This window comes from Micromonospora inositola (assembly GCF_900090285.1).
GTDB lineage: Bacteria > Actinomycetota > Actinomycetes > Mycobacteriales > Micromonosporaceae > Micromonospora > Micromonospora inositola.
In genome coordinates this window covers 6,094,519-6,108,318 of record NZ_LT607754.1, presented here as the reverse complement: position 1 = coordinate 6,108,318, position 13,800 = coordinate 6,094,519, and the positions used below count along the sequence as shown (strand labels likewise).

Sequence of the window (13,800 nt, the reverse complement as noted above, 5' to 3'; positions counted from 1 at the left end):
CCTCTTCTACCCGCCGCGGCCAGCGCCGACGCGCGGCTCATCCGGCGGCGATGAGGATCTCGAACCAGACGGTCGAGCCGCGCACCGTCGGGTCGGTGCCCCAGGCGTCGCTGAGCTCCTCGATCAGGCCCAGACCCCGTCCCCGGCTGCTCAGCGTGTCGGTCTGCGCCCGGGTCACCGTGCCGCGGGTGCCCGAGTCGGCGACCGACACCAGCAGCCGTTCGGCGCTCAGGTCGATCTCCACCCGGGCGGCGGTGCCGGCGTGCAGCAACGCGTTGGTGGTCAGCTCGCTGGTGCAGAGCACCGCGGCGCCCACCACGGCCTCCGGCACCCGCCACTCGGTGAGCTGGGCGGTCATCCAGTGCCGCACCCGGCTCGGCGCGGTCGGCTCGGCCGGGACCTCCATCCTGGCCGACCGGCTCGGCTTGACCGCGTGCTCCACCGCCAGCACCGCGACGTCGTCCTCGGTGGCCCCCGGGACGGCGGCGGTGGCCACCGCGCAGAGCGCTCGGGGGTCGCCGCTGCCGGCGGCGGTCACCGCGGCGGCCAGCCCGTCCAGCCCGGCGGTCAGGTCCTGCCAGCGCCGCTCGACCACCCCGTCGCTGAACAGCAGCAGGGTGTCCCCGGGGCGGAACGGCACGGTGGCCGTACGGGGCTGGCAGCCGAGACCCAGCGGGGCGCCGGGCGGCACGTCGACGTACTCGGCGACGGGTTCGTCCGTCGGCGAGCAACGCCGGATCAGCGGTGCGGGATGGCCGGCGCTGGCCAGCGTGATTCGCTCCCGGTCCACCTCGACGACCCCGAAGACCACGGTCACGAAGAGCTCCTGCGTCCCGCCCTCGACGCCCAGGCTGGACACCAGCCGGTCCAGCCCGCCGAGCACCGCGTCCGGGCGGGGATCGCTGAGGGCGAGCGCCCGCAGGGCCGCCCGCACCTGTCCCATCCGCGCGGCCGCCTGCACGTCGTGCCCGGCCACGTCACCGAGGACCACGCCCAGCGCGCCGCTGGGCAGCACGAAGGCGTCATAGAAGTCGCCGCCGGCGGCGTTGCCGTCGACCCCCGGGTCGTACCGCGCGGCGATGCGCAGCCGGGGCAGGTCGGGCAGTTGCTCCGGGAGCATGCTGCGTTGCAGCAGCTGGGCGGTGCCGTGCTGGGTCTCGAACCGGCGGGCCCGCTCGGCCGCCTGACCGACCAGCTCGGCCGAGGCGGCGAGCAGCGCCCGCTCCGCCGCGGACCAGGTGTGCGGGGTCTGGTAGCCGACCGCCAGCGCGCCCCGGACCACCGAGGACCGCAGCGGCAGGGCGGCCAACGCCCGGATCTTCTGGTCGTGCCGGTCCACCGCGATCTCCCGCAGCGGCTGGCCGTCGCTGGTGTAGAAGGGCACCCCGCTGCGGGCGGTCACCACGACCGGGCCGGGCGACTCGGCCGGGGCGCGCCGCCACAGCGGCGGAAGCCGCTCGTCGGCCTCGTCCAGCAGTTCGCCGCGGATCCGCCGGACCATCCGCCAGTTGCCGCCCTCGTCGACGGCGAAGGACACCCGGTCGGCGTCGAACGAGTTGATGGCGTACCGGAGGGTGACGCGGGCGACGTCGTCGAGGGTGAGGGTGCCGGAGAGGGCGGCGGCGAAGTCGCTCAGGCTCTGCAACTGCCGGGTGAGCTGGGTGGTCTGCGCCGCGACGGTGAGCACGCCGATGATCCGGCCGGCGCTGTCCCGTACCGGAGAGTTGCCCCGGGTGAACACCGCCGGCTCACCGCCGACCAGCTCCCGGTCGACCGGCAGCACCGCCTCCCGCTCGAGGAAGGACTCACCCCGCCGGTACGCGCGTTCGAGCACCTCCCCGGCGCCCGGTTCGTGCCAGACGTCCGCGAAGACCTCCGCGGCCGGCCGTCCGAGCGCCTCCGGGTGCCGGGCGCCGATCAGCTCGGCGTACCCGTCGTTGTAGAGCATCACCAGGTCGTCGCCGTAGAGCAGGGCCATCGGGACGGGCGAGGCGAGGACCAGATCGACCACGGCGCGTACCGCCGGGTCCCACCCCGCGGGCGCGCCGAGCGACGTGCCGCCCCAGGGATGGGCGAGCACGGCGGCCGCGGCGCCGGAACTGCCGGCGCCCGAGCCGGCAGGTGCTCCCGGGACGGGGGCTGATGGCGTGGGGACTCGCCCGACCGTGCCTGGCATGACCGCAGCCTATCCGGAGCGTGACGCGGACGGTTCGATCATGCGTGGGGGGGAGGGCCCCGAGCGCCGGGCCGGTCCGGCGTTTCGGCAGGTCAGGGCACCTTTCGGGAGAGATGTCGGAAAAATCCCCACCGATGGCGCGGCGTGCCCCCCGGCGGACCGGGTATGCGTGCGTCGCAGTTCACGCGACAGGAGGGACATCATGCCGAAAACCCTCGCGGCCGGGCAGGCCGACATCGGTGCCGCCGTGGCCGACATGTGGAGGTCGGTGCTGCTCTTCATCCCGAGGGCCATCGCGTTCATCGTGATCCTCGTGGTGGGTTGGCTCATCGCCCGAGCCGTCCTCAAGATCGTGGACGCGGCACTTGAACGGGTGGGGTTCGACCGCTGGGTTGAACGGGGCGGCGTCAAACGCGCGCTCGAGAGAACCAAGTACGACGCGAGTGACATCCTGGCCAAACTGGCCTACTACGCCGTCCTGCTGTTCACCCTGCAGTTCGCCTTCGGGGTGTGGGGACCGAACGCGATCAGCGACCTGATCCGGGGCGTGGTGGCCTGGCTGCCGCGGGCCTTCGTGGCGATCGTCATCGTGGTCATCGCCGCCGCCATCGCCAACGCGGTGCGGGACCTGATCACCGGCGCGCTGGGCGGCCTCTCGTACGGCAAGATCATCGCCGACGTGACGGCGATCTTCATCCTGGCGCTCGGCGTGATCGCCGCGCTGAACCAGGTGGGCATCGCCACCACGGTGACCACGCCGGTCCTGATCGCGGTGCTCGCCACGGTGGCCGGCATCCTGATCGTCGGCGTCGGCGGTGGTCTGGTGAAGCCGATGCAGAACCGCTGGGACCGTTGGCTGGACCGGGCCGCGGAGGAGTCCCACGCGATCCGGGAGCAGCGCCAGGCGCAGGGTGCCGGGCGCAGTGACTACGAGCGGCAGATGGCCGACCGGAGCCCTGCGGAGCGGACCCAGGCGGCGGCCCGTGGCCAGGAGTCGATGTCCGGCGCCCGGGGCGGGCAGGGCGCGTCCCGGTCCGGGAACGTGAGCGACGAGACCCAGCAGTTCCGCCGTCCGGGCGGCTGAGCCGGCCGGTGGCAGGGGAGGGTGTCCGCGGGGCGATCGCGGGCACCCTCCGTCGCATCAGGCCAGGTGCCGCGGGTCCAGCGCGCGGGCCAGGGCGCAGACCGCCAGCAGGCGGGTGTGCAGCCAGTCCGGCGCCGCCCAGTCGATCGGTTCGGTGGACGGCTGCCGGCCGTGGTCGAGGGCGGCGGAACGGACGCCCTCGGCGTACCCGGCGAGCGCGGCGACCGTGAGCGGCCGGCGGTCGCCGTCCAGGCTGTCCCGGACGGCGGCGGCGTGCTGGTCGACCAGCGCGAGCAGCCCGGGGCGGGCGGCGGCCGCCGCCCGCCCGGCGGTGCCGACCGAGGCGGTGAGCGCGATGAGGGCGGACCGCGCGGAGTCCGCGGCGGAGGGGGTCGCGACCCGGTTGTTCGGCGCACGCATGGAAACCGAGGCTAATCACGCCGTGACCGGGTCGACCTCGGCCGACCGGCTGAGTGCCGGTCGGCCGGGGCGGTATCCGCCCTCCTCCGCTGGGATTGACCCGGCCGGGACCGGGCACAACGGAAACCGCGCGAACCGGCGCAGGCGACCTCGCGGAGGAACGGAATGGGACAGCACACGGACGGACCCGACGAGCGGCACCGGCGCCCGGCCGGCGTGAGCGACACCACGGTCGAGGCCCTGGGCAAGCTCAGTGAGGCCCTGGAGACCGTCGAGCGGGCCCGTGGCCACCTCTACTCGCTGCACCAGCTCATCGGCCATGCCGATCTGATGCTCGACGACGCGGTGGAGCTGTTCCGGTCCGCCGGGCACGACGACATCGCCGACCGGATCGGCCGGGACCTGCTCGGGCGCAACGTGATCGGCGGGCGCTGGACCTTCCAGATCGTCGAGGACTTCGACGACGGCTACTACGCCCTGTTCCGGGAGCTGGACCGCCGGGCCCGCGACGAGCTGGTCGACGGCCGACGCCACCTGTACGAGGCGGAGATGAAGGAGCGCCGCCGCACCCCGGGGCGGCCGGGGCACGAGGCACGCCCGGGCATGGAGGGCTAGTCCGAGGAGGAGGCGCCCGCCGGCCGGCGCCGGGCGCCGTCGTCCGCGATGATCACCGTGGCCACCATCAGCGCGACGCAGAGGCTGAACAGCCAGGAGTCGTCGGAGACGAGTTTCGCGGCGACGGGCGCCTGGACGGCGGCGAGCAGGAAGCCCAGCCAAGCCAGGCGACGCTGACGTGGGGTGAGGATGCCGGAGCCATGTTGCATCCCGAAAGTCTTACGCGGCACCCCCAGGTTGCCGTCACCCGTTCGGCCGATTCTGGCTGACCTGTCCGCTTCCTCGGCCGTCCGGGCCTCACTTTTTGTCGTTTCGGGGGAGTTTGCGGTCGCCCTCAACGGGTCCGCCCGGGCGGCAGGATGACTCACCGTGTCGCACACCGCCGCCCCGCCCCGGGCGTCCCTGCTCCTGCTGGCCTACCTCGCCTTCGTCAGCCTCGGCCTGCCCGACGGCCTGATCGGGGTGGGTTGGCCGTCGATCCGGGCCGACCTCGGCGTACCGACCGAGGCGGTCGGCGTGGTGCTCACCGCGGGGACCGTCGGCTACCTCACCTCCAGCGTGCTCGCCGGGTTCACCCTGGCCCGGATCGGCGTCGGCTGGCTGCTCGCCGGCAGCACCCTGCTGGCCGGCCTGGCCCTCTCCGGGTACGCGCTGACCCCCGCGCTGGCCCTGATGGCCGGGTGCGCGCTGCTGCTCGGGCTGGGCTCCGGAGCGATCGACTCGGGGCTCAACGCGTACGCCGCCGGGGCCTTCGGACCCCGGCACATGAACTGGATGCACGCGTTCTTCGGCCTCGGCGTCGCGATCGGCCCGCTGATCATGACCGGTGCGCTCAGCGCCGGCCTGGCCTGGCGCTGGGGGTACGGCATCGTCGCGACGGCCCAGCTCGTCCTGGCCGCGGCGTTCGCGCTCACCGTGCGCGCCTGGCGGGAGCGGACCACGGCCGGCGTCGGCACGACGCTGCCGCCCGACCCGATCGCCCCGGCGGTGCTCCCCGGCCCGGACGCCCGGGCGGTGCCGCCGGGCGCGGACATCGGCCGGCCGGTGCGGATCGGGGAGACGCTGCGGCTGCCGGCGGTCTGGCTCGGCGCGCTCGCCTTCGCGGTCTACGTGGCCATCGAGGTGGCCGCCGGGCTCTGGGCGTTCCTGCTGCTCACCGAGGGGCGGGGACTGGCCCCGGCGGTCGCCGGGGTCTGCGTCTCGGGCTACTGGGGGAGCCTGTTCGTCGGCCGGGTGGTGCAGGGGGTGGTCGCCGAGCGGCTGGGCAGCGCGCGGGTGCTGCGGGGGAGCCTGCTCGGCATGGCCGCCGGGGCGGCGCTGATCGCCCTCCCCGCGCCGGCCTGCGTGGCGGTGGCCGGGCTGCTGGTGGTCGCCTTCGCCGCGGCGCCGGTCTTCCCGCTGCTGACCCTCACCACCGCCGAGCGGGTCGGCCGGGCGCACGCCGACCGGACCATCGGCCTGCAGATCGGGGCGGCCGGCCTGGGCGGCGCACTGGTCCCAGCCGGGATCGGGGTGCTGGTCGGGCGTACGTCGGTGCAGACGCTCGGGCCGGCGCTGGTGGTGCTCGCGGCGGCCCTGATCGCCCTGCAGGCCGCCGCGTCCCGGCGGCCCTGACCGGACTCAGACGTCCGGGCCGGTCCGTCCCGTCGTCGAGGGGCGGTACGCCCGCTCCGTGTCGGTCATCTCCCGACGCTCGGCCTCCGGGCCGGCGCCGCGGTCCACCGCCTCGGGACCGTGCCCGAAGGTGGCCTCTTCGCCGGCGTCGTTGCCGGTGACGTCGTCGCCCTGCCCGTCGATGGTCGACCCGGCGAGCGCCCGGTCCAGTTCGCGCAGCGGGGTCCGGTCCTCGTCGCGCCACACATGGCTGTCGTTGTCGGTCATTCCCCAGCGGTACCCGGGGGCGGTGATCGCAAACGGCCGTGGCGTCCACGGCGGTCGCGGACGGCCGCGGCGGACGCGGCGATCGCGGACGGCCGCGGCGGACGCGGCGATGGCCGCCGGATCACCGGCGGCCATCGGAGTTGTCTGATCCGGGGGATCAGGGGATCACGGCGTCGGCCGGTCGACCTTGCCGCGCCAGGCGCCGGTCTCCTGACCGCGCCGCTCGATGAACTGCTTGAACCGCGCCAGGTCGCCCTTGGCCCGGCGGTCGACCACACCCAGCTTGTCGCCGGCCTTTTCGACCACGCCGTGCGGCTCGAAGTCCATCTGCAGGGTGACCCGGGTGGTGCCCTCGTCGAGCCGGTGGAAGGTCACCACGCCGGCCTGCTGGGTGCCGCCGGTGGACTTCCAGGCGACCCGCTCGTCCGGCAACTGCTCGGTGATCTGGGCGTCGAACTCCCGCTTCACCCCGGCGATCTCCACCGTCCAGTGGGTCATCGTGTCGGAGAGCTGCCGCACCTCCTGGACGCCCTCCATGAAGTGGGGGAACTCCTCGAACTGGGTCCACTGGTCGTAGGCGGTCCGGATCGGGACGGAGACGTCCACGTGCTCGGTAACGCCGCTCATGAAGAATCCTCCTCTGCCCGCCGGTGACGCTCCGGATCGTGGGCCGATCCGGTCACCAGCGCGTCGTCTCGTTCTTGTGCCCGAGTGCGGCCCACACCTCGGAAACCGTCTGGTAACGGGTGCCCTCGGGGAGCCGCTCCAGCGCGGCGACGATGTCGGCCGGCGCCTGGTTCTGCTGGGCGTTGGCGACCAGCGCCGCCCGGTCGCCGGGCAGCGCGGTCATGGTGATGAACTTGCCGAGCCGGCTGCGCGCCTCGACGTCGTCCATGCTCATCCCCTGCGGGTTGCCGCCGCGGCTGGCGCCGGCCGTCACCGTCTTCGGCTCCGGCTGGTCCTCGCCCGCCGGCTCCGGCTGACGGGACTCCTCGACGCGCGAGCCACCGGCCCCCGGCCCCTGGACGAGCCCGGCGACCTCCTGAACCATGTTGTCGTCGACCCTCGGCGAGTGCTTGCTGTTGCCACGTTCCATGCCTCCTGACATGCCCGAGGGGGCCGACGGTAAACCGGGGTCCGCCGGGGGAGCCGGTCATTCGGTCACGAATCGGCGGGCGCCCGGGGCGGCAGCACCGGCTCGCCCGGATCCCCGCCGCCCGCCTGCAACACCCGGCCACGCTGCAGCTCCGCGTTGACCTGTACGCCGAGCAGCAGGGCGCAGTTGGACAGGTACAGCCAGACCAGGAAGGCGATGACGGCGCCGAGGCTGCCGTAGGTCACGTCGTACGAGCCGAAGTTGGCGACGTAGAGGCCGAAACCGAACGAGGCGAGCACCCAGGCGAGCAGGGCGAGCGCCCCGCCCGGGGTGAGCCAGCGGAACCGGGGCTGCCGGACGTTCGGCGCGATCCAGAACATCAGGGAGAGCAGGGTCATCATCACCAGGGCCAGCACCGGCCACTTGGTGACGCTCCACACCGTCCGGGCCAGCCCGCCGGCGTGCAGCCGGTCGCCCACCGCGTCGGTGACCGGTCCGCTGACGATCAGCCCGGTGGCGACGATCGCCAGCAGGACCAGCGACACCCCGGCCAGGCCGATCTGCAACGGACGCAGCCGGTAGAACGGGCGGCCCTCCTCGACGCCGTAGACGGCGTTGGAGGCCCGGGTGAACGCGCCGATGAAGCCCGAGGCCGACCAGAGCGCGCCTAGCAGACCGAAGCTGAGCAGCACCTTCGCCGAACCCTGCTGCTCGACCACGCCGCGTACCACCTTGACGAAGCTGTCGTTGCCGACCACCGAACCGGCGCCCAGGTCGCGGGCCAGGCCGATGACGGTGTCGACGGTCTTTTCCCCGTCCGAGACCAGCCCGACCAGGGCGACCACGACGATGGTGGAGGGGAACAGCGCCAGCACGCCGTAGTAGGTGAGCGCCGCCGCCCAGTCCGCGCAGTTGTCCTTGACGAAGTTCTTCGCGCTGCGGACCACCACCCCGCGCCAGGTGGCCCGGCTCAGCTGCCGCATCCGGCGGGGGAACCGGGCCCGCTGCCGGCCGCTGACCGCCGGCTCCGTCGTCGCTGCCATGACCGCTCCCTGTGTTCCGCCGCCCGGGCGCACCCCCCGCACGTGCTGGCCGGGCGGTACCCCGCCGGGAAAATCGACAAACCGGGTGCCGGTTTGTCGCCGGGCGGTGTGGGAACTGCACTGGGTAACCCATCGACGCGAGGAGGACGAGATGCCCGGGCGCGAGGTACTGCCCAGCACGCTGCGGCGCTCCCCGGAGAAGGCCCAGCGGACGTGGGAGAAGACGCACGACTCGGCGGTGGAGACGTACGGCGAGGGGCAGCGGGCGCACCGCACCGCGTTCGCCGCGGTGAAGCACCAGTACGAGAAGGTGGGCGACCACTGGGAGTCGAAGGGGCGCAAGGGTCCCAGCGACCAGCAGGCCGCCGGGGGCGGCCCCGCGCGGCGCGCGCCCACGGCCGCTGGCGTTGACGCGAATGCGCCCAAGGAGCACCTGATGGAGGTGGCCAAGAAGCTGGACGTGCCGGGCCGGTCCCGGATGACCAAGCCGGAGCTGGTCAAGGCGATCCAGAAGGCGAACGACAAGCAGACCCGTGAGGCGCGCGCCCGCCGTTGACCGCCCGACACGCGGGAGCCCGGGACCGACTGGTCCCGGGCTCCGTGTCGTCCTCACCAGTGGCCGCCGCCCGGCGCCTCGATGTGCACGGTCTTCACCGTGCTGAACTCGTCGAGCAGTTCCGGGCCGAACCCGAAGCCCTGCCCGCTGCCCCGGCGCGGCTGCGCGGCGCCGCCCGGGGCGCCGCCGAAGACCGCGTTGATCTTGACGGTGCCGACCGGCAGCTCCCGTGCGGCCCGCTGGGCGTGACTCATCGACCCGGTGAGCACCGTGGCCGCCAGCCCGTACGGCGAGTCGGCGGCGCAGCGCAGCCCCTCGCTGAACGAGTCGACCACGATCACCGGGGCGACCGGCCCGAACGTCTCCTCGCGGACCAGCGCCATGTCGTGGCGGCAGTCGGTCACCACCGTCGCCGGGTAGAACGCCCCTGGGCCGTCCGGCACCGTCCCGCCGGTACGCACCCGGGCCCCCTCCGCGACCGCGGCGGTGACCTGCCCGTGCACGTGGTCCCGGTGCCGCCGGTCCACCAGCGGGCCGAGCTGGGTCCCGGGGTCGCGGCCCGGGCCCATGGTCAGCGCCTCGGCGCGTTGCGCCAGGGCCTCGGCGAAGTCCTCCGCCACGTTCCGGTGCACGTAGATCCGTTCCACCGCCACGCAGATCTGCCCCGCGTTGGCGAAACAGCCGAGCGCCGCCTGATCGGCCGCCCAGACCGGGTCGACGTTCCCGTCCACCACGAGCGCATCGCTGCCGCCGTTCTCCAGCAGCACCTTTGCGCCGGTGCGGGCCCCGGCGGCGGCGATCTCCCGGCCGGTGGCGGTGGAGCCGACGTGGGCGACCACGTCCACCTCCTGGCCGGCCAGCGCCGCGCCCACCTCGGGGCCGCCGGTCAGCAGTGACAGCACCCCGGCCGGCAGCGCGGAGTCCAGCGCCTTCGCCAGCAGCCAACCCGTGGCCGGGGTGCGCTCGCTCGGCTTGTAGAGCACCACGTTGCCGGTGACCAGAGCCGCCCCGAGCAGCCCGCAGGAGACCGCCACCGGGTCGTTCCAGGGGGTGATCGCGGCGACCACACCGCGCGGCTCGGGGGCCATGAAGTCGATTGACGACTGCCCGCCGTGCAGCGTCCGGCCGCCGCGCACCGGCGCCAGCTCCGCGTACTGTCGCAGGGTGCCGACCCCCGCCGCCACCCCGCCGCGCGCGTCGTCCAGCGGCTTGCCCATCTCCGCCGTCGTCGCCTGCGCCAGCTCCTCCGCCGCGGCCGCCGCCGCGTCCGCGGCCCGGTGCAGCGCCGCCGCCCGTTCCGCCGGGGCGGTCGCCGCCCACTCCGTCGCCGTCTCCCGGGCGGCCTCGACCGCCTTGCCCACCTCGTCCGCCGTCGCCACCGGCACGGTGGTCACCGGGGAGCCGTCGGCCGGATCGTGTACGACCAGCTCCCCTCCCGCGCCACCCGCGCCCCACACTCCACCGATGAGCTGCGCAACCGTGTACATGCGGCGGTGGATGCCCCGGTCCCCGCAAGGCAAACGCGTTTCGCCCGTTGACCGGCCGGGTAGGCGGGTCGGATGACCACGACCGCCACGGCGAGCGCGGACGCCGTCGTCGTCGGCGCCGGCCACAACGGCCTGGTGGCCGCGAACCTGCTGGCCGACGCGGGCTGGGACGTCCTGGTGCTGGAGGCGACCCAGGCCCCCGGTGGCGCGGTCCGCTCCGCCGAGGTGACCGCCCCCGGCTACCTCAGCGACCTCTACAGCTCGTTCTACCCGCTCGGGTACGCCTCACCCGTGCTGCGTGGGCTGGACCTCGACCGGTACGGGCTGACCTGGACGCACGCTCCCGACGTGCTGGCCCACCTGCTGCCCGACGGACGGGCCGCGGTGGTCAACCGGGACCCCGACATCACCGCCGCCTCGCTGGAGGCGTTCGCCCCGGGGGACGGGGACCGCTGGCGGCACGCGTACGCCGACTGGCGCGAGGTGGCCGAGCCGATGCTCGACGCCATCACCACGCCGTTCCCGCCGGTGCGCGGCGGGCTCGCCCTGCTGCGCCGGCTGCGCGTCTCGGGCGCCCTGCGGCTGGCCCGCCGGCTGGTGGTGCCGGTCCGCAAGCTCGGCGACGAGCTCTTCGACGGCGACGGCGGCCCGGCGCTGCTGGCCGGCTGCGCCCTGCACACCGACCTGTCTCCCGAGGAGGCCGGCTCCGGGGTGTACGGCTGGCTGCTGGCCATGCTCGGCCAGCAGGTCGGCTGGCCGGTGCCGGTCGGCGGGTCCCAGAAGATCACCGACGCGCTGGTGGCCCGGCTGGTCCAGCGGGGGGGCCGGATCGAGTACGGCGCCCACGTCGAGCGGGTGCTGACCGCCCGGGGCCGGGCCATGGGGGTGTGCACCGTCGGCGGCGCCACCTGGCGGGCCCGGAAGGCGGTGCTGGCCGACGTCCCCGCGCCGGCGCTCTTCCTGGACCTGGTCGGCGCGGCGGCGCTGCCGCCCCGGCTGGTGGAGGACCTGGCCCATTTCAAGTGGGACGGCTCCACCCTCAAGGTGGACTGGGCGCTCTCCGCGCCGGTGCCGTGGAAGAACCGGGCCGTGGCCACTGCCGGCACCGTGCACCTCGGCGCCGACCTCGACGGCCTGACCAGCTACTCCGCCGCGCTGGCCCGGGGCGAGGTGCCCCGCGACCCGTTCCTGCTGGTCGGGCAGATGTCGGTGGCCGACCCCAGCCACTCCCCGCCGGGGACGGAGTCGCTCTGGTCGTACACCCACCTGCCGTTCCGTCGACAGTGGCGGGCCGAGGAGATCACCGGACACGTCGAGCGGATGGAGGAGGTGCTGGAGGAGGCCGCGCCCGGCTTCCGGTCGCTGATCGTGGGGCGGCACGTGGCCGGCCCGGCCGACCTGGAGCAGGGCGACCCGAGCCTGGTCGGCGGCGCGCTCGGCGGGGGCACCGGGGCCGCGTACCAGCAGCTCTTCCTCCGCCCGATTCCCGGCCTGGGACGGGCGGACACGCCGGTGGACCGGCTCTTCCTGGCGAGCTCGTCGGCCCACCCGGGCGGCGGCGTGCACGGCGCGCCCGGCGCGAACGCGGCCCGGGCGGCGCTGGCCCGCGACCGGGCGCTCACCGGTGACCTGTACGCCGGGATGATCGGCGCCGCGCATCGGGCGGTCTACGGCTGAGAGACTCCGCCCCGGCAGGCGGGCCTGGTCGCCCGGTCGACGGCGCCGCGGTTCGGTGGCTGGTGCGAAGGGGTGACCCTCCGGCGCGCGTGAGCGCGCCGAGCAGAGGACGCCCCCGCCCCGCCGTGACCGTGCGCCACGGCCACGGCGGGGGGCGGGACCTCCCGCTCAGCCCTGGATGTTGCGGTGCCGGGAGCGCAGCTTGAACGGCATCAGCGCGCTCTCGATCTTGGTGGCGGTGGTCATCTTGGAGGCGCCCTCACGGCGCTCCTCGAAACGGATCGGCACCTCCAGGATGGTGTGCCCCAGCTTGGTCGCGAGGTAGTGCATCTCGACCTGGAAGCTGTAGCCGTTGGACTGGACCCGGTCCAGCCCGATGTCGCGCAGGGCGTCGGCACGCCAGATCTTGAAGCCCGCGGTCAGGTCACGGATCCGCACCCGCAGCAGCGTGTGCACGTACAGGTTGGCCCAACCGCTGAGCGCCCGCCGATAGAGCGGCCAGTTCTCGTCCAGCTGCCCGCCGGGCACGTAGCGGGAGCCGATGACCACGCCGGCCCGGGTGGAGAGCAGCGCGCCGAGCATGCCCGGCAGCGCCTCCGGCGGGTGGGACAGGTCCGCGTCCATCTGCGCCACGTACTCGGCGCCGCCGTCCAGCGCCCGGCCGATCCCGTCCACGTATGCCCGGCCGAGCCCCTCCTTGCCCGCGCGGTGCACCACCTGCACGCGGTCCGGGTGCTCGATGGCCAGCTTGTCCGCCACCTCCCCGGTCCCGTCCGGGGAGTTGTCGTCCGCGACCAGCACCTTCAGCCCCGGCAGCGGCAGGGCGAGGAGCCGCTCGACCAGCACCGGGAGGTTCCCCGCCTCGTTGTAGGTGGGAACGACGACGGTCAGGCGTGCGTCCCGCCACGGAGCGGGCAACTGCACGGGTTCGATCATCACGGACATCCTCGGTCGGCCGACAGTGTTCACCTGAGAGGGTAGCCAGTTGCCTCCGCCGGGTCCGCACGGACGCCCGCCCGGAGGCTGCGGAGCGTCGTCGCGCCGGCCGGTCAGCGTAGCCGCCGGACCAGCCCGGTGGCCGCCATCACCAGCCGACCCAGGGGGAGGACCGATGCGGTCGGCTTGTGCGCGCTCACCCAGAGTGCGGCCGGTCTCGCCCCGGGCGATGAGCCCCAGCCGCGCCCCCGGGCCGCGTACGGCCGCGCGATCGCCCGGCCCACCCCGGCTCGTTCCGGTGATCACCACCCGTTGCGTCATCGGTCCGCCTTCTGCCGGGTGGCGATGTCGGAGAGCCGGTTCAGCGTCTCCTTGTTGCGCAGGTGCAGCACCAGGTCGTTGAGCCTGTTGCGCACCCAGCGCAGCGGCCCGGCGGCGAAGTCCTCGCCGATCCGGACCCGGGTGGCGTCGTCGCCCACCGGGTCCAGGGTGAAGACCACGGTCGCCTCGCCGGCCGGCCAGAGCCCCGCCTTGATGACGAGCTTGCGCGGCGGCTCGCAGGCCAGCACGGTGGAGGTGTCCTGCAGGGAGAGCGGCCACGGTCCGGCCCGGTGGTGCAACCGGCTGCCCACCCGGGGCCAGGTGTCGTCCACGTCCCGCACGTGCGCGGTGCCGACCACCCAGTCGCTGTACGTCCACCCGTCGGCCAGCACATCGAAGACCTGCTGCGGGGGCGCGTCGATCACTTTCTCCACAATCGCCACCGCAATCCCGTACCCCCGCCCGGTCCGCCGCTAACGGGGCCGTCGGGTTAGCTTCTCGGCGGCGG

At 74.3% G+C, this 13,800-nt stretch carries 15 protein-coding genes; 5 read left to right on the top strand and 10 right to left on the bottom strand.

Annotated features, from left to right (window positions below):
• Nucleotides 1–37: 37 nt before the first annotated feature.
• A complete protein-coding gene (locus GA0070613_RS29150; RefSeq protein WP_089015207.1) occupies nt 38–2,176 on the bottom strand; it encodes a SpoIIE family protein phosphatase in 2,139 nt (712 codons plus the stop codon).
• A gap of 202 nt (nt 2,177–2,378) precedes the next feature.
• Here GA0070613_RS29150 and GA0070613_RS29145 point away from each other — a divergent pair, with 202 nt between their 5' ends.
• A complete protein-coding gene (locus GA0070613_RS29145; protein WP_089015206.1) occupies nt 2,379–3,260 on the top strand; it encodes a mechanosensitive ion channel family protein in 882 nt (293 codons plus the stop codon).
• Between the two features lie 57 nt (nt 3,261–3,317).
• Here the strand turns inward: GA0070613_RS29145 and GA0070613_RS29140 are convergent, their stop codons facing one another.
• On the bottom strand, nt 3,318–3,680 hold the full coding sequence (locus GA0070613_RS29140; protein WP_089015205.1) for a DUF6401 family natural product biosynthesis protein: 363 nt from the start codon (nt 3,678–3,680) through the stop codon (nt 3,318–3,320).
• A gap of 165 nt (nt 3,681–3,845) precedes the next feature.
• Here GA0070613_RS29140 and GA0070613_RS29135 point away from each other — a divergent pair, with 165 nt between their 5' ends.
• The gene (locus tag GA0070613_RS29135) at nt 3,846–4,295 is read left to right on the top strand and encodes a hypothetical protein (protein ID WP_089015204.1); all 450 of its coding nucleotides are present in this window, start codon (nt 3,846–3,848) and stop codon (nt 4,293–4,295) included.
• Here GA0070613_RS29135 and GA0070613_RS29130 read toward each other — a convergent pair.
• Nucleotides 4,292–4,504, bottom strand: coding sequence for a hypothetical protein (locus tag GA0070613_RS29130; protein ID WP_089015203.1), 213 nt, complete (start codon nt 4,502–4,504; stop codon nt 4,292–4,294). The genes GA0070613_RS29135 and GA0070613_RS29130 overlap by 4 nt on opposite strands.
• A 160-nt stretch (nt 4,505–4,664) precedes the next feature.
• Here GA0070613_RS29130 and GA0070613_RS29125 point away from each other — a divergent pair, with 160 nt between their 5' ends.
• Complete coding sequence (locus GA0070613_RS29125; protein ID WP_089015202.1) at nt 4,665–5,909, top strand: MFS transporter; 1,245 nt, start codon at nt 4,665–4,667, stop codon at nt 5,907–5,909.
• A 6-nt stretch (nt 5,910–5,915) separates the two neighbouring features.
• Here the strand turns inward: GA0070613_RS29125 and GA0070613_RS29120 are convergent, their stop codons facing one another.
• The 4 genes from GA0070613_RS29120 to GA0070613_RS29105 form a co-directional block, all read right to left on the bottom strand.
• Nucleotides 5,916–6,176 carry a hypothetical protein gene (locus GA0070613_RS29120; protein WP_089016267.1) on the bottom strand — a complete coding sequence of 87 codons (261 nt, stop codon included), beginning with the start codon at nt 6,174–6,176 and terminating at the stop codon, nt 5,916–5,918.
• Nucleotides 6,177–6,341: 165 nt separating this feature from the next.
• Complete coding sequence (locus tag GA0070613_RS29115) at nt 6,342–6,803, bottom strand: SRPBCC family protein (RefSeq protein ID WP_089015201.1); 462 nt, start codon at nt 6,801–6,803, stop codon at nt 6,342–6,344.
• A 52-nt stretch (nt 6,804–6,855) separates the two neighbouring features.
• Complete coding sequence (locus GA0070613_RS29110) at nt 6,856–7,272, bottom strand: DUF2795 domain-containing protein (RefSeq protein ID WP_089015200.1); 417 nt, start codon at nt 7,270–7,272, stop codon at nt 6,856–6,858.
• A gap of 65 nt (nt 7,273–7,337) precedes the next feature.
• Nucleotides 7,338–8,315 carry a YihY/virulence factor BrkB family protein gene (locus GA0070613_RS29105; RefSeq protein ID WP_089015199.1) on the bottom strand — a complete coding sequence of 326 codons (978 nt, stop codon included), beginning with the start codon at nt 8,313–8,315 and terminating at the stop codon, nt 7,338–7,340.
• Between the two features lie 151 nt (nt 8,316–8,466).
• Here GA0070613_RS29105 and GA0070613_RS29100 point away from each other — a divergent pair, with 151 nt between their 5' ends.
• Nucleotides 8,467–8,871 (top strand): ChaB family protein, encoded by a 405-nt coding sequence (locus tag GA0070613_RS29100; protein ID WP_089015198.1) that lies wholly within the window; start codon nt 8,467–8,469, stop codon nt 8,869–8,871.
• A 53-nt stretch (nt 8,872–8,924) separates the two neighbouring features.
• Here GA0070613_RS29100 and GA0070613_RS29095 read toward each other — a convergent pair whose 3' ends face one another.
• Nucleotides 8,925–10,358 (bottom strand): aldehyde dehydrogenase family protein, encoded by a 1,434-nt coding sequence (locus GA0070613_RS29095; RefSeq protein WP_089015197.1) that lies wholly within the window; start codon nt 10,356–10,358, stop codon nt 8,925–8,927.
• 72 nt (nt 10,359–10,430) lie between these two features.
• Here GA0070613_RS29095 and GA0070613_RS29090 point away from each other — a divergent pair, with 72 nt between their 5' ends.
• Nucleotides 10,431–12,035 (top strand): phytoene desaturase family protein, encoded by a 1,605-nt coding sequence (locus GA0070613_RS29090; RefSeq protein WP_089015196.1) that lies wholly within the window; start codon nt 10,431–10,433, stop codon nt 12,033–12,035.
• Nucleotides 12,036–12,203: 168 nt separating this feature from the next.
• On the opposite strand, the gene GA0070613_RS29085 is transcribed toward GA0070613_RS29090, so the two are convergent.
• Nucleotides 12,204–12,971 (bottom strand): polyprenol monophosphomannose synthase, encoded by a 768-nt coding sequence (locus GA0070613_RS29085; protein ID WP_089015195.1) that lies wholly within the window; start codon nt 12,969–12,971, stop codon nt 12,204–12,206.
• A 317-nt stretch (nt 12,972–13,288) separates the two neighbouring features.
• Nucleotides 13,289–13,726: an SRPBCC family protein gene (locus tag GA0070613_RS29080; RefSeq protein ID WP_331716708.1), complete on the bottom strand. Its 438-nt coding sequence runs from the start codon at nt 13,724–13,726 to the stop codon at nt 13,289–13,291.
• Between the last annotated feature and the right edge of the window lie 74 nt (nt 13,727–13,800).